The sequence below is a fragment of the Stenotrophomonas sp. RG-453 genome, from assembly GCF_033843685.1.
GTDB lineage: Bacteria > Pseudomonadota > Gammaproteobacteria > Xanthomonadales > Xanthomonadaceae > Stenotrophomonas > Stenotrophomonas bentonitica_A.
In genome coordinates this window covers 62,585-83,725 of record NZ_JAMYED010000005.1, presented here as the reverse complement: position 1 = coordinate 83,725, position 21,141 = coordinate 62,585, and the positions used below count along the sequence as shown (strand labels likewise).

The 21,141-nt window shown below is 67.2% G+C and carries 20 protein-coding genes; 15 read left to right on the top strand and 5 right to left on the bottom strand.

Annotation, left to right across the window (positions count from 1 at the left end; translation table 11 throughout):
* Positions 1-12: 12 nt before the first annotated feature.
* From murC to lpxC, 6 genes are all read left to right on the top strand, one after another.
* Positions 13-1,449, top strand: a complete 1,437-nt coding sequence (gene murC / locus NJD74_RS11090) for a UDP-N-acetylmuramate--L-alanine ligase (RefSeq protein ID WP_319624198.1) — start codon at positions 13-15, stop codon at positions 1,447-1,449.
* The gene (locus NJD74_RS11085; protein WP_319624197.1) at positions 1,446-2,429 is read left to right on the top strand and encodes a D-alanine--D-alanine ligase; all 984 of its coding nucleotides are present in this window, start codon (positions 1,446-1,448) and stop codon (positions 2,427-2,429) included. Before murC ends, NJD74_RS11085 begins: the two co-directional genes overlap by 4 nt.
* Positions 2,426-3,187 (top strand): cell division protein FtsQ/DivIB, encoded by a 762-nt coding sequence (locus NJD74_RS11080; RefSeq protein ID WP_019182483.1) that lies wholly within the window; start codon positions 2,426-2,428, stop codon positions 3,185-3,187. The genes NJD74_RS11085 and NJD74_RS11080 overlap by 4 nt, the downstream gene beginning before the upstream one ends.
* Positions 3,184-4,419, top strand: coding sequence for a cell division protein FtsA (gene ftsA / locus NJD74_RS11075; protein ID WP_017355446.1), 1,236 nt, complete (start codon positions 3,184-3,186; stop codon positions 4,417-4,419). Before NJD74_RS11080 ends, ftsA begins: the two co-directional genes overlap by 4 nt.
* A gap of 231 nt (positions 4,420-4,650) precedes the next feature.
* Complete coding sequence (gene ftsZ, locus NJD74_RS11070; protein ID WP_019182482.1) at positions 4,651-5,883, top strand: cell division protein FtsZ; 1,233 nt, start codon at positions 4,651-4,653, stop codon at positions 5,881-5,883.
* A gap of 216 nt (positions 5,884-6,099) precedes the next feature.
* A complete protein-coding gene (gene lpxC / locus NJD74_RS11065) occupies positions 6,100-7,011 on the top strand; it encodes a UDP-3-O-acyl-N-acetylglucosamine deacetylase (protein WP_070471727.1) in 912 nt (303 codons plus the stop codon).
* 295 nt (positions 7,012-7,306) lie between these two features.
* Here lpxC and NJD74_RS11060 read toward each other — a convergent pair whose 3' ends face one another.
* Positions 7,307-7,747 carry a DUF721 domain-containing protein gene (locus NJD74_RS11060; protein WP_026069663.1) on the bottom strand — a complete coding sequence of 147 codons (441 nt, stop codon included), beginning with the start codon at positions 7,745-7,747 and terminating at the stop codon, positions 7,307-7,309.
* Between the two features lie 12 nt (positions 7,748-7,759).
* Here NJD74_RS11060 and NJD74_RS11055 point away from each other — a divergent pair, with 12 nt between their 5' ends.
* From NJD74_RS11055 to NJD74_RS11045, 3 genes are all read left to right on the top strand, one after another.
* Positions 7,760-8,710 carry a M23 family metallopeptidase gene (locus tag NJD74_RS11055; RefSeq protein WP_019182479.1) on the top strand — a complete coding sequence of 317 codons (951 nt, stop codon included), beginning with the start codon at positions 7,760-7,762 and terminating at the stop codon, positions 8,708-8,710.
* 168 nt (positions 8,711-8,878) lie between these two features.
* Positions 8,879-11,611: a preprotein translocase subunit SecA gene (secA, locus tag NJD74_RS11050; RefSeq protein ID WP_019182478.1), complete on the top strand. Its 2,733-nt coding sequence runs from the start codon at positions 8,879-8,881 to the stop codon at positions 11,609-11,611.
* 504 nt (positions 11,612-12,115) lie between these two features.
* Positions 12,116-13,075 carry a Nudix family hydrolase gene (locus NJD74_RS11045; protein WP_070471728.1) on the top strand — a complete coding sequence of 320 codons (960 nt, stop codon included), beginning with the start codon at positions 12,116-12,118 and terminating at the stop codon, positions 13,073-13,075.
* Here NJD74_RS11045 and NJD74_RS11040 read toward each other — a convergent pair.
* Both NJD74_RS11040 and metF read right to left on the bottom strand, forming a co-directional pair.
* The gene (locus tag NJD74_RS11040) at positions 13,065-13,631 is read right to left on the bottom strand and encodes a hypothetical protein (protein WP_070471729.1); all 567 of its coding nucleotides are present in this window, start codon (positions 13,629-13,631) and stop codon (positions 13,065-13,067) included. The two genes, NJD74_RS11045 and NJD74_RS11040, sit on opposite strands and share 11 nt — an antisense overlap.
* A 50-nt stretch (positions 13,632-13,681) precedes the next feature.
* Positions 13,682-14,509, bottom strand: a complete 828-nt coding sequence (metF, locus tag NJD74_RS11035) for a methylenetetrahydrofolate reductase [NAD(P)H] (protein ID WP_070471730.1) — start codon at positions 14,507-14,509, stop codon at positions 13,682-13,684.
* 125 nt (positions 14,510-14,634) lie between these two features.
* Here metF and NJD74_RS11030 point away from each other — a divergent pair, with 125 nt between their 5' ends.
* The 5 genes from NJD74_RS11030 to NJD74_RS11010 all read left to right on the top strand — a co-directional run bounded on the left by NJD74_RS11030 (position 14,635) and on the right by NJD74_RS11010 (position 19,006).
* Positions 14,635-15,525, top strand: coding sequence for a TIGR01777 family oxidoreductase (locus tag NJD74_RS11030; protein WP_070471731.1), 891 nt, complete (start codon positions 14,635-14,637; stop codon positions 15,523-15,525).
* A gap of 120 nt (positions 15,526-15,645) precedes the next feature.
* Positions 15,646-16,566 (top strand): alpha/beta hydrolase, encoded by a 921-nt coding sequence (locus NJD74_RS11025; RefSeq protein ID WP_319624196.1) that lies wholly within the window; start codon positions 15,646-15,648, stop codon positions 16,564-16,566.
* A gap of 20 nt (positions 16,567-16,586) precedes the next feature.
* A complete protein-coding gene (locus NJD74_RS11020; protein WP_254427835.1) occupies positions 16,587-17,657 on the top strand; it encodes a histidine kinase in 1,071 nt (356 codons plus the stop codon).
* Positions 17,654-18,394 carry a response regulator gene (locus NJD74_RS11015; RefSeq protein WP_019182471.1) on the top strand — a complete coding sequence of 247 codons (741 nt, stop codon included), beginning with the start codon at positions 17,654-17,656 and terminating at the stop codon, positions 18,392-18,394. Before NJD74_RS11020 ends, NJD74_RS11015 begins: the two co-directional genes overlap by 4 nt.
* A 54-nt stretch (positions 18,395-18,448) precedes the next feature.
* Positions 18,449-19,006: a DUF3228 family protein gene (locus tag NJD74_RS11010; protein WP_070471733.1), complete on the top strand. Its 558-nt coding sequence runs from the start codon at positions 18,449-18,451 to the stop codon at positions 19,004-19,006.
* Between the two features lie 171 nt (positions 19,007-19,177).
* Here the strand turns inward: NJD74_RS11010 and NJD74_RS11005 are convergent, their stop codons facing one another.
* Both NJD74_RS11005 and ybaK read right to left on the bottom strand, forming a co-directional pair.
* Positions 19,178-19,693, bottom strand: a complete 516-nt coding sequence (locus NJD74_RS11005; protein ID WP_319624195.1) for a hypothetical protein — start codon at positions 19,691-19,693, stop codon at positions 19,178-19,180.
* Positions 19,693-20,166, bottom strand: a complete 474-nt coding sequence (gene ybaK / locus NJD74_RS11000) for a Cys-tRNA(Pro) deacylase (protein ID WP_319624194.1) — start codon at positions 20,164-20,166, stop codon at positions 19,693-19,695. The genes NJD74_RS11005 and ybaK overlap by 1 nt, the downstream gene beginning before the upstream one ends.
* A 92-nt stretch (positions 20,167-20,258) precedes the next feature.
* On the opposite strand from ybaK, the gene NJD74_RS10995 reads away from it, so the two are divergent.
* The gene (locus tag NJD74_RS10995) at positions 20,259-21,086 is read left to right on the top strand and encodes a hypothetical protein (protein WP_319624193.1); all 828 of its coding nucleotides are present in this window, start codon (positions 20,259-20,261) and stop codon (positions 21,084-21,086) included.
* Positions 21,087-21,141: the final 55 nt, after the last annotated feature.

Here is a 21,141-nt window from a genome sequence, read left to right as displayed (position 1 = left end):
GCGAGGCCGCGCATGATCCGCCGCCTCCACGACACCAACGACCTGGTACGTGCGTTCCCGCGCGTGCACTTCGTCGGCATCGGCGGCACCGGCATGAGCGGCATCGCCGAAGTGATGCTGACGCTGGGCTATGAAGTGTCCGGTTCGGACAACGCCGACAACGCCGCGACCCGTCGCCTGGCCGGCCTGGGTGCGCGCGTGATGCGTGGCCATTCGGCTGCCAACGTGCTCGGCACCGACTGCGTGGTGGTCTCCAGCGCGATCCGCGATGACAACCCCGAGCTGATGGAAGCGCGCAGCCAGCGCATTCCGATCATGCCGCGCGCGGCGATGCTGGCCGAACTGATGCGCTTCCGCCGCGGCATCGCGGTGGCCGGCACGCACGGCAAGACCACCACCACCAGCCTGACGGCCGCGGTGCTGAGCGAAGGCGGGCTGGACCCGACCTTCGTGATCGGCGGCCAGCTGCTCGCTGCCGGTGCCAACGCCAAGCTCGGCAGTGGCCAGTGGCTGGTGGCCGAAGCCGATGAAAGCGATGGCAGCTTCCTGCGCCTGAACCCGCTGGTCTCGGTGATCACCAACATCGATTCGGACCACCTGGAAAACTACGGCAACGATTTCGCCCGGGTCCAGGCTGCGTTCGCCGAGTTCCTGCAGCGCCTGCCGTTCTACGGCCTGGCGGTGCTGTGCATCGATGATCCGGAAGTGGCCGCGCTGGCCGCGCAGACGCCGCGCCATGTCATGAGCTATGGCATGAGCAGCAACGCCGACGTGCGCGCCGAGGATGTGGTCCAGGATGGCCCGCGCATGCGCTTCACCCTGCGCCTGCCCGAAGGCAGCAGCCACCCGGTGACGCTGGCCCTGCCGGGCGCACACAACGTACTCAACGCCCTGGCCGCCGCGGCCGTGGGCTGGCAGCTGGGCGTGGCGCCGGAGGCAATCGCACGCGCGCTGGAAAGCTTTGCCGGCATCGGCCGCCGCTTCAACGCTCTGGGCATCGTCACCACGCACACCGGTGCCAAGGTGCGCGTGATCGATGATTACGGCCACCACCCGCGCGAACTGGCCGCCGTGTTCGCCGCCGCCCGCGGCGGCTGGCCGAGCCAGCGCCTGGTCGTGGCGTTCCAGCCACACCGTTACAGCCGTACCCGCGATCAGTTCGACGCCTTCGCGGCGGTCCTCTCCGAAGTGGACGCACTGGTGCTGAGCGAGGTCTATCCGGCCGGCGAGGCGCCGATCCCGGGGGCCGATTCGCGTTCGCTGGCGCGCGCCATCCGCGCGCGTGGCCGCAGCGAGCCGGTCGTGGTCGGCAACGCCGCCGAACTGGCGCACGTGCTGCCCGACGTCCTGCAGGACGGTGACCTGCTGCTGATGATGGGCGCAGGCGACATCGGCTACATCGCCCAGCAGATCGCCGGCGAAGGCTTCCAGGAGGCCCCGGCGGCATGAACGCGCTGACCTTCCCGCCACTGCGCCTCACCGACCCGGCCATGTTCGGCCGCGTCGCCGTGCTGCTCGGTGGCACCTCCAGCGAGCGCAACGTCTCGCTGGATTCGGGCCGCAACGTGATCGAAGCGCTGCGCGCGCGCGGCGTCGATGCGATCGCCGTCGATGGCATCCCGGCCCTGGCGCTGGCGCTGGTCGAGAAGCGTTTCGACCGCGTCTTCAACATCCTCCACGGCCACAACGGCGGTGGTGAGGACGGCATCGTGCAGGGCCTGATGGAGGCCTTCGGCGTGCCGTACACCGGCTCGGACGTGCTCGGCTCGGCGCTGAGCATGGACAAGATCCGCACCAAGCAGGTGTGGATCTCGCACGGCCTGCCGACCCCGCGCTTCATCGCGCTGGACCAGGCCTCCGATGTCCATGCCGCCGCGGCCGAGCTCGGCCTGCCGGTGGTGGTCAAGCCGGCCAACGAAGGCTCCAGCGTCGGCATCAGCCGCGTGGTGGAAGAGGCCGGCCTGGATGAGGCGGTCGCACTGGCGGTGCGCTATGACGGCCAGCTGCTGATGGAGCAGATGGTGGTCGGCGACGAGTTGACCGTGGCGATCCTGGGCGACCAGGCACTGCCGTCGATCCGCATCGTGCCCAAGGGCCAGTGGTACGACTACAACGCCAAGTACATCGCCGAGGACACCCAGTACCTGTGCCCGGGGCTGGAAGGCGAGGACGAGATCGAGATCCGCCGCCTTGCACTGGCCGCGTTCCGCGCTGCCGGTTGCCGCGGCTGGGGCCGGGTGGACGTGATGCGCGACCGCGGCACGGGCCGCTTCTACCTGCTGGAAGTGAACACCGCGCCGGGCATGACCAGCCATTCGCTGGTGCCCAAGTCGGCCAGCCAGGCCGGGATCGGCTTTGAAGAGCTGGTCTGGCGCGTACTGGAACAGACCCTGCCGGGTCACGCAGCGCAGGAGAACCGCCACGCATGAACGCGGTGCTGCGCATCTTCGTCTGGTTGCTGGCCCTGTCGGTCGTGGCACTGCCCGTGGTGGCGGTGCTCAACGGTTGGGTCGGTGCCGAGCGGTGGCCGTTGGCCAAGCTGCGTGTGCACGGTGAGTTCAAGCGGGTGCCGGCCGAGCAGCTGCAGCAGGTGGTGCTGCCGTATGCGAAGTCCGGCTTCTTCGCGGTCAAGCTGCAGGATGCGCAGGACGCCATCGAAACGCTGCCGTGGGTGGAAAGCGCGCAGGTCCGCAAGCAGTGGCCCGACGTGCTGGAAATCACCCTGGTCGAGCACAAGCCGTTCGCGCGCTGGGGCCATGACCGCCTGCTCTCCGAGCAGGGCAAGCTGTTCGCCACGCCCAAGAAACTGCAGGACCTGGAACTGCCCGACCTGGATGGTCCGGACAGCCAGACCGAAGAAGTGGTGGCGCTCTACAACGATGCGCGCGCGCTGTTCGCGCCGGCCGGGGTGGACGTCAAGCGGGTCACCATGGACGCACGCGGCAGCTGGTCGCTGGTGCTGAGCAACGGCACCGAAGTGGTCGTGGGCCGCGACGATGCCCGCTCGCGCCTGCAGCGCTTCGTGCGCGTGCTGCCGCAGCTGGCCAACCAGGCGGCGCCGATCGAGCGCGCCGACCTCCGATATACCAATGGTTTCACACTGAGCTGGGGTACCCCGGCTCCGGCGACGCCGGCCGCACCGGCCGCGCCGGCCAATGTGGCGCACAGGACGCAGGACAGGACATGAATCGCAAGGGTGACAAATCACTGATCGTCGGTCTGGACATCGGCACCTCCAAGGTGGTGGCGCTGGTCGGCGAGTATTCGCCGGGCAATCCGATCGAGGTCATCGGCATCGGCTCGCACGAATCGCGCGGTCTCAAGCGCGGCGTGGTGGTGGATATCGAATCGACCGTGCAGTCCATCCAGCGTGCGGTCGAAGAGGCCGAGCTGATGGCCGGCTGCGAGATCCGCTCGGTGTACGCCTCGATCTCCGGCAACCACGTGCAGTGCAAGAACTCGCCCGGCATCGTGCCGATCCGCGACGGCGAAGTGACCTGGGGCGACCTGGATCGCGTGCTGGACGCGGCCAAGGCGGTGGCGATCCCGGCGGACCAGAAGATCCTGCATGCGATCCCGCGCGAGTACGTGCTGGACGATTCGCAGGAAGGCATCCGCAATCCGGTCGGCATGACCGGCGTGCGCCTGGAAGTGCACGCCCACCTGGTGGTGTGCGCACAGTCGGCCGCCGCCAACATCTCCAAGTGCGTGCAGCGCTGCGGCCTGCAGGTCGATGACCTGGTGCTGTCCTCGCTGGCCTCCAGCGTGGCCGTGCTGACCGCCGACGAGCGCGAGCTGGGCGTGGTGCTGGTCGACATGGGCGCGGGTACCACCGACCTGGCCGTGTTCGTGCAGGGCGCGATCTGCCACACCGCCTCGCTGCCGATCGCCGGCGACCACGTCACCAACGACATCGCGCACATGCTGCGCACGCCGACCCCGGAAGCCGAGCAGATCAAGGTGCGCTACGCCTGCGCCCTGGCCCAGCTGGCCACCGCCGAGGAAAGCATCCAGGTGCCCAGCGTCGGCGATCGTCCGCCGCGCCGGATGCCGCGCCATGCACTCGCCCAGGCGGTGCAGGGCCGCTACGAAGAGATCTTCGAGATGGTGCAGGCCGAACTGCGCCGCTCCGGTTTCGAGGAACTGGTGCGCGCCGGCATGGTGCTCACCGGCGGCGCTTCGAAGATGGAAGGCGTGGTCGAACTGGCCGAGGAAATGCTGCAGATGCCGGTACGCGTGGGCATCCCGCAGCACGTCACCGGCCTGGGCGAAGTGGTGGGCAACCCGGTGCATGCCACCGGCGTGGGCCTGCTGCTGATGGGCAGCCAGATCGAACACCCGCGTCGCCCGTCGCTGCCGACCGGCCGCGCCGGCAGCATGTTCAAGAAGCTCAAAACCTGGTTCCGCGGCGAGTTCTGACGCGGCCCGCGGTAGAGCCGACCGTTGGTCGGCTGCATCACCTGCACCCCCGCACCACTGCAACGCAACGCACCACTGCAACGCAACGCACCACTGCAACGCAACGCACCACCGCAACACGGCAGCACCGGCAACACACAACCCACACAGCCGCAACGGCAACATGACGCGCGAAAGGCAGGAGGCCTGACCGCCCATGCCACCGAAAGCGGATACAACGAGGACACGGACATGGCGCATTTCGAACTGATTGAAAAGATGGCACCCAATGCGGTGATCAAGGTGATCGGCGTGGGCGGCGGCGGCGGTAACGCCGTGGCGCACATGGTCAGCACCAGTGTGGACGGCGTGGAATTCATCACCGCCAACACCGATTCGCAGGCCATCAAGAATTGCGGTGCCAAGCTGCAGCTGCAGCTGGGTACCAACGTCACCAAGGGCCTGGGCGCAGGCGCGAACCCGGAAGTCGGCCGCCAGGCCGCGCTGGAAGACCGTGAGCGCATCATGGATGCCCTTCAGGGTGCGGACATGGTGTTCATCACCGCCGGCATGGGCGGCGGCACCGGCACCGGTGCAGCCCCGGTCGTGGCGCAGCTGGCCAAGGAGATGGGCATCCTGACCGTCGCCGTGGTCACCAAGCCGTTCCCGTTCGAAGGCCGTCGCCGCATGCAGGTCGCGCTGAAGGGCATCGAAGAGCTGAGCCAGCATTGCGATTCGCTGATCACGATCCCGAACGAAAAGCTGATCACCGTGCTGGGCCGCAACGCCACCATGATCCAGGCCTTCCGTGCCGCCAACGACGTGCTGCAGGGCGCCGTGCAGGGCATCGCCGATCTGATCGTGCGTCCGGGCCTGATCAACGTCGACTTCGCCGACGTGCGCACCGTCATGTCCGAAATGGGCTTGGCGATGATGGGCACCGGCACCGCGCGTGGCGATGACCGCGCCCAGGCCGCGGCCGAAGCCGCCATCCAGAACCCGCTGCTGGACGATGTGAACCTGGCCGGTGCCAACGGCATCCTGGTCAACATCACCGCCGGCGCCGACTTCACGATGGCCGAGTTCGACGAGATCGGCCGCACCATCGATGGCTTCGCCTCCGAAGATGCCACCGTGGTCGTGGGTACCGTGCTGGACCCGGACATGCAGGACGAAGTCCGCGTGACCGTGGTCGCCACCGGCCTGAACCGTGCCGTCACCGCCAAGACCCAGCGTCCGGGCGAGCGCGCACCGATCAAGCTGGTCCGCAACGCCACCACCGGCCAGCCGGAGTTCGGCGAATTCGACAACGGCGGCGATGCGGTCTCCAAGGCCGTCGGCGGGATGGGCATGGGCATGGGCCTGCGTCGTCCCAGCGCCGACACCGTGGCACCGTCGGCTCCGAGCGCTTCGGGTCCGGCCGCCGCTGAGCTGCCCAACGATTACCTGGACATCCCGGCGTTCCTGCGCCGCCAGGCGGACTGAGTAACGCTGGCCGGGGCCTTGTCCTCCCCGGTAAGCACCTCCATGTCCCATGCTGCCGGGCCAGGATCGGCCCGGCAGTCTGACCGCCGTCGTGCATCGCGCACGTCCGGGCAGTGCTGTCGACGCACCACGGTTCACGGAAGGGACAGCGGTAGTGCGTGTTATTCTTGTTTGTCACAGCCGCGCTGACCGCGCGCTTTCTGGTCCTGCCCCCCGATGATCCCGCAACGCACCCTCAAGAACACGATCCGCGCCACCGGCGTCGGCCTTCACAGCGGTGACAAGGTCTACATGACCCTGCGCCCGGCCCCGGTCAACCATGGCATCGTGTTCCGCCGCGTCGATATGGACCCGGTGGTGGAAGTGCCCGCGCGTGCGGACCTGGTCACCGAAGTCACGCTGTGCACCGGCCTGACCTACCACGAGGCCAAGATCCAGACCGTCGAACACCTGATGTCGGCCCTGGCCGGCCTGGGTGTGGACAACATCATCGTGGAGCTGTCCTCGGCCGAGCTGCCGATCATGGACGGTTCCTCCGGCCCGTTCGTGTTCCTGCTGCAGTCGGCGGGCATCGCCGAACAGGACGCGCCGAAACGCTTCATCCGCATTCTCAAGACGGTGGAAGTCACCGATGGCGACAAGGTCGCCCGCTTCGAGCCGTACGAAGGCTACAAGCTCGGCTTCACCATCCAGTTCAACCACCCGATGATCCCGGCCAAGCAGTCGCGCGCGGAAATCGAGTTCTCGACCCTGGCCTACACCAAGGAAATCTCCCGCGCCCGGACCTTCGGCTTCATGCGGGATCTGGAATACATGCGCGAGCGCAACCTGGGCCTGGGCGGTTCGATGGACAACGCCATCGTGCTCGACGAGTTCCGCGTGCTCAACGACGACGGCCTGCGCTACGCCGACGAGTTCGTGCGCCACAAGATCCTCGACGCGATCGGCGATCTGTACCTGGCCGGTGGCCAGGTGCTCGGCGCTTACGAGGGCTTCAAGTCCGGCCATGCGCTCAACAACAAGCTGGTACGCGCCCTGCTGGCCGATGCCAGCGCGTGGGAGTGGGTCAGCTACGAGTCGCCTACGGTCGAGGCCCCCGTCGTCTATGGTCTGCCGGCCTACGCCTGAGCCAGGTTCTGGCCAACCCATTGATCTGAAAGAAAATAGAACGGCGCCCACGGCGCCGTTTCTGTTTCAGGGGGTCAGGACGGGCTCAACGCCGCGTGATCTTGACGTCAATGAACCGTAGGGGTGCACAGCGCACAGATTTGTGAACCTCATCAAGGTTTGTGCCGAATTTAACGTTAATTTAATAAAACACTAACGACTGGCGGCACCGACGCCGCTACAGTGCAGACCGGCTCCCAGCCAAAGTTCACGTGATCGTGACGCGGCCGGGAAGGGGCGGGATGCCCCGATGGCTTCACGACTTGGAGGAATCCACGTCGCGCAGACAAGCCAACGCGTCGCGTAGCCCTTTGTGCGTGGCGGCTGAAACAGCGTGGGGGCCATTCCTGTTGTCGATCGCTGGGGAGCGTGGGGGAGGGGCGGACGCTGTTTTGACGGTCACCTTGGTGACCTTCAGCCCGATGGACCGGGCCGCGTCGATCAACTGTGCTTCGGCAAGCCGGACCTTGGCGTGCCACACGGGAGATTCGACGAGAAAAACGAGGTGCTCGCCGTTTACATTCGCCAGCCGGCAACGGGTGGCCAGTGCAGGCGGCAAATGGGGGCGCAATTGACGGTCCAGCGCGTCGAGCCACAAGGCACGACGCAGCGGGTTACCGGCTTTGTCCGCCATGACCGCATCCAGCGCCGGCTTCGGCGTGGATGGGGAACGGGCACTGGATTTCGGCTCAGACATGAAAACTCACTGATGGCATTCAAAAAGATCGTAATCAAAACGCGTGAAGGACAGGCCAAGACGCCGCTGGCGCGTTTGCGTTTCTACTTCGAAGATTCCCCCCGTGCCCTGCTGGGCAGTGTGCTGGGGGTGGGCTGCCTGATCGGCTTCGGTGCCGGTATCGGTGGCAGCATGTTCAACGATTCCCGGCTCCACGCCAAGGTCGCACAGCAGGAACGCGAACTGGCGCAGGCCCAGAAGGACGCTCAGACCCAGGTCAACGCGCTGGCAGCGCGGATGGGCGAGCTGCAGGCGCAGGCCACCCGTCTCAACGCCCTGGGCGAACGACTCACCCAGATGGGCAAGCTGGAAGACGGCGAATTCGACTTCAACGAGACCCCCGGCCTCGGTGAAGGCGAGCCCGGCCCGACCCAGGACATCCCGGTCAGCGCGGTCAACGCCGACTTACAGGTGCTGGAGCAGCGCTTTGCTGCTTCAGGCCGCCAGCTGTCGGTGATGGAATCGCTGATGTTCGACCACCAGCTCGAACAGAATGCCGTGCCCTCGCGCATGCCGATCCGCAACACCTACATCACCTCCAACTTCGGTACCCGCAGCGATCCGTTCGGTCGCGGTGCGGCCACCCACAAGGGCATGGATTTCCACGCCAAGGTCGGTGACCCGGTGATGTCGGTGGCCGATGGCGTGGTCAGCTTCGCCGGTGTGAAGGGCGGTTACGGCAACGTGGTCGATGTGGACCATGGCAACGGCTATGTGACCCGCTATGCGCACAATTCGCGCCTGGTGGTGAAGCCGGGCGATCTGGTCCGGGCCGGCCAGGAAGTGGCCAAGGCCGGTTCCACGGGCCGTTCCACCGGTGCCCACGTGCACTTCGAGGTCTGGGAACGCGGCCAGGTGGTCAATCCGCGCAAGTTCCTCGGTGATGGCGGCAACACCCCGGTCGGCCGCGTTTCGCGGGGCTGATCACGGTAACGAACTTGAACGGGGGTGCTTGAAACGCCGGACCCCCGTCCCAAGCTACAATGGGTGTTGCCATAGACAGGGCGCGGTGCGCCCTGTTTCGTTTGCGGCGTGCGCATCCCCCGGGGAGAGCGCCGCCGTTGGGGCGTCTCATTCCAACCGGTTCCTTCAATGATCAACAGCCTGCTTACCCGCGTCTTCGGCAGTCGTAATGAACGACAGCTGCGCCAGCTCAACCGCATCGTCGCCAAGGTCAATGCGTTGGAGCCGGAAATCGAAAAGCTCTCCGACGAGCAGCTCAAGGCCAAGACCCCGGAGTTCAAGCAGCGCATCGCTGACGGTGAAGCCCTGGACAAGGTGCTGCCCGAAGCGTTCGCGGTCTGCCGTGAAGCCAGCCGCCGCGTGCTCGGCATGCGCCATTACGACGTCCAGCTGATCGGCGGCATGGTCCTGCACCTGGGCAAGATCGCCGAAATGCGCACCGGTGAAGGCAAGACCCTGGTCGCCACGCTGCCGGTCTACCTCAACGCGTTGGAAGGCAAGGGCGTCCACGTGGTCACCGTGAACGACTACCTGGCCCGCCGTGACTCGGCGCAGATGGGCAAGCTCTACAACTGGCTGGGCCTGAGCGTGGGCGTGGTCTACCCGGGCATGCCGCACGGCGACAAGCGCGAGGCGTACGCCAGCGACATCACCTACGGCACCAACAACGAGTTCGGCTTTGACTACCTGCGCGACAACATGGCGCTTTCCCGTGCGGACCGCTACCAGCGCGGCCTGCACTACGCCATCGTCGACGAAGTCGACTCCATCCTGATCGACGAAGCCCGTACCCCGCTGATCATCTCCGGCCCGGCCGATGACTCCCCGGAGCTGTACATCCGCGTCAATCGCGTCGTCCCGCACCTGATCAAGCAGGATGCCGAGGAAGGCGAGGGCGATTTCTGGGTGGACGAGAAGGGCAAGCAGGTCCATCTGTCCGAAGCGGGCATGGAGCATGCCGAGGCGCTGCTGGTCGAAGCCGGCATCCTCAATGCCGAAACCGAGGGCCTGTACGCCGCGCAGAACCTGACCGTGGTGCATCACCTCAATGCCGCCCTGCGCGCGCATGCCATCTACCAGCGCGACGTGGATTACATCGTGCGCGATGGCGAAGTGGTGATCGTCGATGAATTCACCGGCCGTACCCTGGCCGGCCGCCGCTGGTCCGATGGCCTGCACCAGGCGGTGGAAGCGAAGGAAGGCGTGCCGGTCCAGCGCGAGAACCAGACCCTGGCGAGCATCACCTTCCAGAACCTGTTCCGCATGTACAAGAAGCTGTCCGGCATGACCGGTACGGCCGATACGGAAGCCTACGAATTCCAGAGCATCTACAACCTGGAAGTGGTGGTGATCCCGACCAACCGGCCGACCATCCGCAAGGACGGTTCGGACCAGGTGTTCCTCAACCGCAACGGCAAGTTCAACGCCGTGCTGGCCGATATCCAGGCCTGCAACGAGCGCGGCCAGCCGGTGCTGGTGGGTACCACCTCGATCGAAACCTCGGAGATGCTGTCCGAGCACCTGACCAAGGCCGGTGTGCACCACGAAGTCCTCAACGCCAAGCAGCACGACCGCGAAGCGACCATCATCGCCAACGCCGGCATGCCGGGCGCGGTGACCATCGCCACCAACATGGCCGGCCGTGGTACCGATATCGTGCTCGGTGGTTCGCTGGAAGCGCAGCTGCATGAGCTGGGCGAAGACGCCACCGACGAGCAGCGCGCCCAGGTCAAGGCCGAGTGGCAGAAGCGCCACGACGCGGTCAAGGCGGCCGGTGGCCTGCACATCGTCGGTACCGAGCGCCACGAATCGCGCCGTATCGACAACCAGCTGCGTGGCCGTTCGGGCCGCCAGGGCGATCCGGGTTCGTCCCGTTTCTACCTGTCGCTGGAAGACAACCTGATGCGCATCTTCGCCTCGGACTGGGTCCAGAAGGCGATGCGCATGATGGGCATGAAGGAAGACGACGTCATCGAGGATCGTCTGGTCAGCCGCCAGATCGAGAAGGCGCAGCGCAAGGTCGAAGCGCACAACTTCGACATCCGCAAGAACCTGCTGGACTTCGACGACGTCAACAACGATCAGCGCAAGGTGATCTACAGCCAGCGCGACGAACTGCTGGATGCGGAGTCGGTGAAGGAGAACGTCGACGGCATCCGCGGCGACGTGATCTTCGATGTGGTGGCGCGCTTCGTGCCGCCGAACTCGATCGATGAGCAGTGGGACCTGCAGGGTCTGGAAGCGACGCTGGCCTCGGACTTCGGCATCGACATGTCGCTGACCGAGCTGGTCAAGGCACACGAGGAGCTGGACGCCGAAGGCATCGCCGAGAAGGTGCAGGCCAAGGTCGACGAGCACTTCGCCGCGAAGGAAGCCGGCGTGGGCGACGAGACCATGCGCGCGCTGGAAAAGCACGTGATGCTGACCGTGCTGGACCAGAGCTGGAAGGAGCACCTGGCGCGCATGGATTACCTGCGCCAGGGCATCTACCTGCGCGGTTATGCGCAGAAGCAGCCGAAGCAGGAGTACAAGAAGGAAGCCTTCGAGCTGTTCTCGGAAATGCTGGAGAACGTGAAGCGCGAAGTGGTGACGTTGCTGGCGCGCGTGCGCATCCGCAGCGAAGAGGAAGTGGCGGCACTGGAGCAGGCCGAGCGTCAGCAGGCCGAAGCACGCCTGCTGCAGTCGCAGTTCCAGCACCAGGACGCCGGCGGCTACGGTGCAGACGAAGAGGCCGCGCAGGTGGAGGCCGCCCAGAACGGCGTGCCGCAGGTCACCCGTGATGAGCCGAAGGTCGGCCGCAACGATCCGTGCCCGTGCGGCAGCGGCAAGAAGTACAAGCACTGCCATGGTCAGCTGAGTTGATCGGCTGATTGGACGTGCCGAAGAAGCCCTGCCTTGTGCGGGGCTTTTTTTTGGTTCTTCTTCCATCCGCGTGGCAGGTATGTGGTGCGCGTTGACCCTTCCAGGCACGGCGGTCGATGGGTCGGGCGCTGGGGCGCGATGCCCTTGTCGGCGAATGTCCCCCGGTGCCGGCCTGCGGCCGTCCCCTCCTCCTTGATTTCGCCCACAAGGGCATCGCGCCCCACGTATCGAGACTACTGGCGCCCAACAGCAAGGTCCGCTTTTCCGCACTCCTACCGCGCGCGAGCCCCGTAGCGGCCGGCAGGCTCCTGGGCAAAATCAAGGAGGAGGCCGTCGCCGCCAGGCGGCGGCCGGGGGACATTTGCCGAGGGGCCTGCCGGTCGCTGCGGGGCCCTTACGCTCGCGGCAGCTTCGAGCGGAGACGCCACCACGAGCCACAACGAGCCCCTACAACTACCCGCAGGGGCATTGCGTCACGGGCCCCGGTTTGGGCATCCTCGGGGTATGTCATCTCCCCTTCGTTCGATCCATGTCGTGGCCGGCGTCATCACCGATGCCCGCGGCCGCATCCTGCTCAACCGTCGTACCGAGAACCGCGATATGGCCGGCCTGTGGGAGTTCCCGGGCGGCAAGCGGGAGCCCGGCGAGACCTCCGAGCAGGCCCTGGTGCGGGAACTGCGCGAGGAGCTGGGGATCGAGGCGGAGGTCGGTGAGTGGATCATGGACGTGCCGCAGATCTACCCGGACAAGCGGCTCCGCCTGGAGGTGCGCCGGATCCAGGGCTGGAAGGGCTCGCCGCGTGGGCGGGAAGGGCAGGCGATCACCTGGGTGGCCCCGGACAAACTGCACCGGTACTCGATGCCGCCGGCAGACCTGCCGGTGGTGGCGGCGTTGCGCCAGCCGGATCGGTATCTGATTACCCCGGAGCTGGAGGGCGAGGAGGACAGTGTCCACCAGGCTTGGCTGGGGCGCCTGGCGCAGGCGCTGGAGAGTGGCGTGCGCCGGGTGCAGCTGCGCACGCCATCCAGTCCGGCGCGGGTGGCGCTGGCCGAGCGCGTGATCCAGCAGCATGGGCCGCGCACGCAGTGGCTGGTGAACCGGGATATCGACCTGGCCGGGCGGCTGGGCGTCGGGGTGCATCTGGGCAGTGAGCAGCTGCTGGCGCTGGGCGAGCGGCCGCTGCCGGCCGGTCAGCTGGTGGCGGCCTCCTGCCACGATCTGGCGCAGCTGCAGGCGGCGCAGCGGCTGGGCTGTGATTTTGCGGTGCTGGGACCGGTGCACACGACGGACAGCCATCCCGGCATCGCGCCGCTGGGCTGGGACGCGTTCGAAGCGCTGCGCGAGCAGGTCTCGCTGCCGCTGTACGCGCTGGGCGGGATGACCCCCGGCGATATCGAGCAGGCGCGCCGCCACGGCGCGCAGGGCATCGCGGCGATCCGCTCGCTGTGGCCAGCTACAGCGTGATCCAGAAGCAGCCGTACTGACGCCGCAGGCCGAACACGGTCCGGGCCGGGGTGGCGGTGCTGCCCAGGGTCTGTTCGATGCGCAGTCCGATGGGGCGGGGGCGCGAAGGCGCCGATTCAGGACCTGCAGCGGCAAGCGCCGGGTCCACCATCACCGGCGCGCTTTCGGGGTAGACCGGGGCGATGTCGACCAGGGGGCGCTGCACCACCGATTCCAGCCGCCCGATGATGTGGTTCGCGGTGGCGTTGGAGACGTTGCTCCACAGGTAGATCGAGGACAACCGGTTCACGTCCTGCGCGCTGACCGCGTCGCGGATCTGGCCGGTCAGCTCGCTGAGCCGGCGCGCGCAGCCGGCGCGATAGATGCCGGTGTTGCCCACGCTCGCGGTGCGCGGGGGCAAGCGCGACGTAGCACCCACTGCATCGCAGCGGCGGTCGGTGAAGACGGTTTCGCCCTGCGCGTTGGTACAGCGGTTCACGCGCTGCGGCGCCTGCGCCAGGACGGGCAGCGAGGGCAGGCACAGCGCACACAGCAGGAGCCACACGAGCGGTTTCATCGCAGCAGCGTAGCGGCGCCGGCGTTATCTGCAAGCGATGCGCAACCGCCTCAGCTGCGCAGCAGTTTCAGCACCTGGGTGGTCGGCTTGGCCAGGTTGAGCGTATAGAAGTGCAGGCCCGGGGCGCCGCCGGCGACCAGGCGTTCGCACAGGCTGGCCACCACCTCGGCACCGAACGCGCGGACCGATTCGGCATCGTCGCCATAGGCCTGCATGCGTTTGCCGATCCAGCGCGGGATTTCCGCACCGCACTGCTCGGAGAAGCGGCGCAGCTGGCTGAAATTGGAGATCGGCATGATGCCCGGCACGATCGGCACGGTTACACCCAGCGCGCGCACGGCATCGACGAAGTGGAAGTAGGCGTCGGCGTTGAAGAAGTACTGGGTGATCGCCGCATCGGCGCCCGCGTCGATCTTGGTCTTGAAGTGCTTCAGGTCGAGCAGGGCGTCGCTGGCCTGCGGATGGGTCTCCGGATACGCGCCCACTTCAATGCGGAACGCATCGCCATGCTCGGCACGGATGAAACTGATCAGTTCGGAGGCATAGCGCAGGTCGCCGGGATGGCCCATGCCGGAGGGCAGGTCACCGCGCAGGGCGACGATCCGCCGGCAGCCGATAGCGCGGTACAGCTTGAGCAGCTCGCGGATCTCCTCGCGGCTGCCACCGACGCAGGACAGGTGCGGGGCGGCTTCGAAACCATGGTGCTGCTTGAGGTGGCGGACCGTCTCGGAGGTGTAGCTGAGCGTGGAACCGCCGGCACCGAACGTACACGACACGTACTCCGGCGCGAACACCTTCAGCTTGGCCGCGGTCCGGTCCAGCTGGGCGCGCTGCTCGTCGGTCTTGGGCGGGTAGAACTCGAAGCTGATGGCGGTCATGGGCGGGATGCGTCGGCGGGTGTGGTCCAATCATATCTCTTCATCGCGATGAATGTGAAGTGCATGGTATGTCGCGTGCACATCGCGGCGCGTACAGTGGCCCAGACCTCAACGGAGCAACCGTCATGCAGATTCTCGTCACCGGCGGCACCGGCTTCATCGGGCGTCGCCTGTGCACGCGCCTGCTGGCCGAGGGCCACGACCCCATCGTCCTGACCCGCCGGCCCGGCCGGAACCCGCAGCCGGGGATCCGCAGCGTTGCCACGCTGGACGAGGTCGGCCCGGTCCAGGCGGTGGTCAACCTGGCCGGCGAGCCGCTGATGGACGGCCGTTGGAGCGATGCGCGCAAGCAGGCGCTGCGCGACTCCCGGATCGGCACCACCCAGGCGCTGCTCGCCTGGATCGCTGCGCTGCCCGAACGGCCCCGGGTGCTGGTGTCCGGTTCGGCGATCGGCTGGTACGGCCCGCGTGACAGCACACCCCTGGATGAAACCGCCTCGCCCGGGCATGACTTCGCGGCGATGCTGTGCCGGCAATGGGAAGCGGAGGCCCTGAAGGCGGAAGACCTCGGCGTGCGTACCTGCGTGCTGCGAACCGGTATCGTGCTCGACCGGGACGGCGGGGCCCTGCTGAAGATGCTGCCCCCGTTCCGGATGGGCGTGGGCGGCCCGATGGGCGACGGCCGGCAGTGGATGAGCTGGATCCACCGCGAGGACCTGGTCGGCATGATCCTGTGGCTGCTGGGCAACGGGCAGGCGCGCGGTGCCTACAATGGGACCGCGCCGGGTACCGTCACCAACCGCGTGTTCGCCACCACGCTGGGCGAAGCGCTGCATCGTCCTGCGCGGCTGACCACCCCGGCCTTCGCGCTCAAGGTGGCGTTCGGCGAGATGGCCGGGCTGCTGTTGACCGGGCAGAACGTGCAGCCGGTACACGCGCTGGCCGAAGGCTTCACGTTCCAGTACCCCTCGCTGCCGGGCGCCCTGCAGGCCATCGTGGGCGCGCCGGAGCACTGAGGTCGCATTTCCATCCCCGCCTGGCGACCGCTCATGGCCCGCTGCGGCCGCTGCTCATGTCATCGCCCCGGCCGTGCCTGCATGCGGCAGTCTGCAGGCTCACCCCAGCCGGAGCCTGCCATGTCGACCCGCCGCAACCGCCGCATCCACTCCCTTGCGCCATTGGCCGCACTCGCGCTCACCGCCTGGGCCACCTTGGTCAGCCCCGCCCACGCAGCGACCGAAGCGTTCCAGGTTCTGCAGGTCGAGGTGATCGGCACCGGCCGGCCGGTGCTTATGATCCCCGGCCTCAACAGCGGCGCGCAGGTCTGGCGCGAGACCTGCGCCGCGCTGCAGCCGCAGGTGCAATGCCACCTGATCCAGCTGCCCGGCTTCGCCGGTGCGCCCGCCGTGGCCAGCGATGATTTCCTCAGCGCCATGCGGGACCGCCTGCTGGCCTACAGCGCCGACCGCAAGCTCGATCATCCGGCGGTGATCGGCCACAGCCTCGGCGGCGTCCTGGCCCTGCAGATGGCGATCGCGGCGCCGCAGAAGATCGGCCCACTGGTGATCGTCGATGCCTTGCCCTACTTCGGCGCGGTGCAGAACCCGGCGGCGACACCGGCTACGCTCAAGCCGATGGCCGAGCAGATGCGGGCCGGCATGCTCGCCGCCGACGCCACCCGGTACGCGGCGCAGACCGATGCCGCGGTGGCCGGGATGGCGCATGCACCAGAACGTGTTGCAACGTTGAAGCAATGGGGACGCGACAGTGACCGCGCCACTACCGCCAACGCGATGTATTCGATGACCATGACCGACCTGCGCCAGCCGATCGCCGGCATCACCGCCCCGGTGATGGTGCTCGGTGCCTGGGCGGCTTACCAGCCGTTCGGTGCGACCGAAGCCAGCACGCGCCAAGTGTTCGCGACGCAGTACGCCGCGCTGCCCGGGGTGCGGATCGAGATGAGCCGCGCCGGCTACCACTTCCTGATGTGGGATGATCCGCGCTGGCTGCAGACGCAGATTCGGGACGTCCTCGATCTGCCTGCGGCGCCCTGATCGATAGCGGCATGGAGATGATGAGCACGACGCAGGCAGCACGCAGTTCCGGCTTCTGGTGGGCCAACGCGGGGCTATGGTCCGGCTACCTTGGCTTGAGCCTGGGAATGGGCATCGCCTACCGGGGCAACTGGTCGGGCGGGACGCTGATCTATGTGACGGTCGCGCTAGGCCTGTTCGTCGGCAGTGCATCGATACGCAGCTGGGCACTCCGTCATGCATGGCTGCAGCGTGATCTGCTCGGGTTGACGTGGCGGATGGCGCAGGCTGTGATGATCGTCGCGGCCGCCATCCAGCTCTTCACCGCCGCAGTGCTGCTTCCCGCGCTTGCGTGGGATTGGGTGGCGCTGCCGGGCCAGCGCGCCTATTACAGGCCGATCGACACGTTCAACTATTGGCTCAGCACCGCCATCGTCCTGAGCGTGTGGTGCGCACTGTGGACCGGCCGCCGCGCGCTGCAGCGGGCCCGGCACAGTGAAATGGCACAGCTGCGCGCCGAAGCACAGCGGGCGACGCTGGAGCACCAGGCACTGCGTGCGCGGCTCAATCCCCACTTCGTGTTCAACGCGCTCAACAACCTGCGTGCACTGATCAATGAAGACCCGGCGCGCGCACGCGACATGGTCACCCATCTGTCCAGCACGCTGCGCCACGCCCTGGTGCATACCGATGGCGATTGGGTCACCGTGGCCGAGGAGTGGCGCGTGGTGCAGGACTACCTCGCGGTGGAGGCGATCCACTACGAAGACCGCCTGCGGGTGCGCACCGATATCGACCCCGCCGCGCTGTCCGCACGGCTGCCGCCGATGGCCCTGCAGCTGCTGGTGGAGAACGCGATCAAACACGGCATCGCGGTCCACCCGGGCGGTGGCGAGCTGACGATCCGCGTGCACCTCGATGGCGGCTGGCTGCGGGTGGAGGTGGACAATCCCGCCCCGCACGACGCCAGCAGCGCAGGCCACGGTATCGGGTTGACGTATCTGCGCGCCCAGCTCGGCCTGGACGAGTCGCGTTCCGCATCCGGCCGCGGCACGTTCCTGCTGGAGCGTCAGGGTGAGCACATGATGGCCCGATTGCAGGTGCGGCAATGAGCCCCTCCCTGCGCGTGCTGATCGTGGACGATGCGCGGCTGGCGCGCAGTGAACTGCGCACGCTGCTGGCGGCGATCCCGTGGGTGGACTGTGTCGGTGAGGCGGACGATGTACCCGCCGCGCGCGATGCGATCCTGCGTGAGCAGCCCGACCTGGTGCTGCTGGATGTACAGATGCCCTCGGGTGAGGGGTTCGATGTGCTGGATGGACTGGAGACCGTGCCGATGGTGGTGTTCGTGACCGCCTACGACCAGTACGCCGTGCGCGCCTTCGACACCAATGCGCTCGATTATCTGGTCAAGCCGGTGGAGGCCGACCGCCTTCGGGCGGCGCTGGAACGCGGCCGGGCGCGCCTCCCGGTGCCGGCCGCGCCTGTAGCGCCGCACGCCACGCGTGACCTGCTGGGCGCCGACGATCAGGTGTTCCTGCGCGATGGCGAGCGCTGCTGGTTCGTGGCACTGGGCGAGATCCGCAAGATCGTGGTCGACGGCAACCATGCCCGGCTCTGGTTCCGTGACCAGAACGCGGTGCTGGCACGAAGCCTCAGTACCCTGGAAGCACGACTGTCGCCGGCGATGTTCTTCCGCGCCAACCGCAACACCCTGGTCAACCTGCGCCGCGTGCGGGCGATCGAACCATCGCTCGGCGATGGCTACGACCTGACCCTCGACGACGGCAGCCAGGTCGAGGTCTCGCGGCGCCAGGCGCGCGAGCTGCGTGAGCGGTTGGCGCTGTAGGGCACGCGTCGCACACGCTACCCTGTATGGGATCTCCACCGCCTGACTGTGCCCATGTCCATCGTCCTCACTGCATTCGCCCGTCCCCGCCTGTTCCCCCGCGTGCCGCGCGGCAACACCATCCAGGACTGCAGCGCCGAGCAGTTCGAACAGCACCTCAACACGCACGCGCCGTTCAAGGTGCTCGATGGCTACGCGCCGTTCTGCAAGCTGCACGTGTATGAGAACTGGACCTCCACGCGCTGCCTGACCGTGCCGATCACCGAGGCCAACCGTCACCAGCTGCGCAGTGGTTATGAAGCGCGCAACCGCGAGGAGCTGCCGGTGCTGGTGCGCTGGTTCGAAGGCGTGGAATCCCCGCGCGCGAACTACCTGGTGGTGATCCTGTACAGCGCCGAGCAGTTGGCCAAAGAGGGCTCCCCCATCGATGCGGACTGGGGCATCGTGGGCTGCATTTACACCGCCGAGCCGGAGGAAGTGCCGATGGCCCCGATCACCATGATGCGCAATGCGCTGGGCGTGGAAGAAGGCGGCTCGGGTGTGCCGCTGGATCGCGACGCTTATGCGCGCGCGGTGGCGTTCTGGGAGAGCAACGCCAACTGGCGTCCCTGAGGCGCCCAGACTCGCTGCACGCCTCCCCTGTAGAGCCACCCCATGGGTGGCTGCACGCGGACCGGGGCGAACGCAGCCACGCATGGCGTGGCTCTACAGGTCCATGAAGCGTCCGGCTGGATGCCCATGCGCCGAAGCGTCGCGCCAGTACGATGTGCAGCGGCGATGCAATCACGCATGCGTTGGGGTTCCCTCCACGGTGGGACGCGTTGGTTTCCACTCCCACCACGGGTAGTGATACTCGCGGTCGGTGGCCAGCCAGTGCGTTGCGCAGTCCACGCAGGTGACGGCATGCGCCTCGCCCCAGCCGTCCTCGGCTTCCCCCACGGCATCGATGACCACATGCCCGCGCGTGGCTTCCCGACGCGGATCGAAGAACGGGTAGTGCGGGTAAAGCGCACACAGGCAGCCGGTCCGGTCCCGCCAGAAGCGCAGCCGGCGCAGGGCGAACTGCAGGTGATGGTTGTTGGCGAACAGGGCGCCACCCAGCGCGATGTGCGCGGTGGCGCGCTCGATCCGTTCGACCCACGGCGAAAGCGCGTCCAGTTCGGCCGGATCACGGAGCTGGGCGATGGCGCAGGCTGCGCTGTAGATGCGGTCAGGCTCGGATGACAGCAGCGCCTGCAGGTGCTGCGCGCCAGGTCCCTCGGTGGGGGCGACTGAGTCCCGGTTGAAAGGCCAGCGCATCACCGGGCCTTGCCGATGGCGGCATAGCATCCGCCGGTGAGCCGCAGCAGATCGGCCGGTGCCAGCGCCACCTCCAGCCCACGCCTACCCGCACTGACATGCACGGTCGGCAAGGCCTGCGCGCTGGCATCAAGAAAGGTGCGGTGCTTTTTCTTCTGCCCCAGTGGGCTGATCCCGCCGACCAGGTAACCGGTCGCGCGCTGCGCCGCTTCGGCGTTGGCCATCCCGCACTTCCGGCAGCCGGCCGCGGCGGCGAGTGCCTTGAGGTCCAGGGTGCCGCTCACCGGCACGATCGCCACCAGCAGCTCATGTGTCTCGGTGTTTGCCAGCAAGGTCTTGAACACCTGGGCCGGATCCAGTCCGAGCTGCTGCACGGCCTCGCCACCGTAGGATTCGGCGGCGGCGTCATGGTGATAGGACAGCACGGTGTGGGCGATGCCTGATTGCTTCAGCAGGTTGATGGCGGGCGTCATGGCGGCATCGTAGCGGGGTGCGTACCGGCTGACTTGACCGAGGCTACTGCGGTCGCTGCGATAATGGCGGCGTTCCCGTCTGGAAAGATCCCATGCGCCTCTCTGGCCAATTCAACGCGCTCACCTTCGACAGTGATGTGGCGCGCGGACCGTATCCCCCTCAGGGGTTTGTATCGATCGCGGAAGGCGCGCTCGGCAACGGCGATTGTTTCGGGCTGTACTGGCCGTTGGGGCGTGAGGGAGATGCGCCCTTCGTCTGCGAGATGTTCCATGACGAGTGGCGTATGGAACTGCGCCATTCCTCGGTGCAGGTGTTTTCGCAGTGGCTGGAACTGAACGAAGGCGAGTATGGCGAGCTTGAGGTCGAAGATCCCGGTTCGCCAACCGGGCAGTTGGAGCAGGCGCGCGCGCAGGTGCTGGCGGGGCAGGTCGAGCAGGCGATTGAACTGCTGCGCGCAGCATGCACCGCCTTCCCGGAGCTTCAGCAGGGCTGGGCGCTGCTGGCAAGCCAGTACATGCGGCAGGGGCAGCGCGATGCGGCGATCGATGCAGCACGTTCGGCCGTGATTGCCAACTGGGCGTTTGGCGTTCCCGAGGCCGGCGTGCTGCGCATTCTGCGCGCTGCCCCGGCCAGCGCTGACCCGGTGATCGCGTTGGTACAGCGGATGGGCTTCGCCTTTGGCGGCGCCAAGACCAATCCGGATTACGCGCTGATGCAGGCCTGCATCGATGACTGCTGGGCCGCCGGTGACGCGCTGACCGCGCTGCGACTGTCGCAGAACCGCTGCTACGTGCTTGCGGGCGAAACGGTGTCGTTCCAGGAACGGGAAGGGTTCGCGCTGTCGCGCTGGCAAGCGGACTTCGCCGCGCAGTGTCAGGCCGTCCTGAACGACGACCGCAGGTGTTTCGGCCAGGACTGAAGGGTTTTCCGCCACGAAAACGGGCGCCTTTCGGCGCCCGTCTGTTTTCAACGCA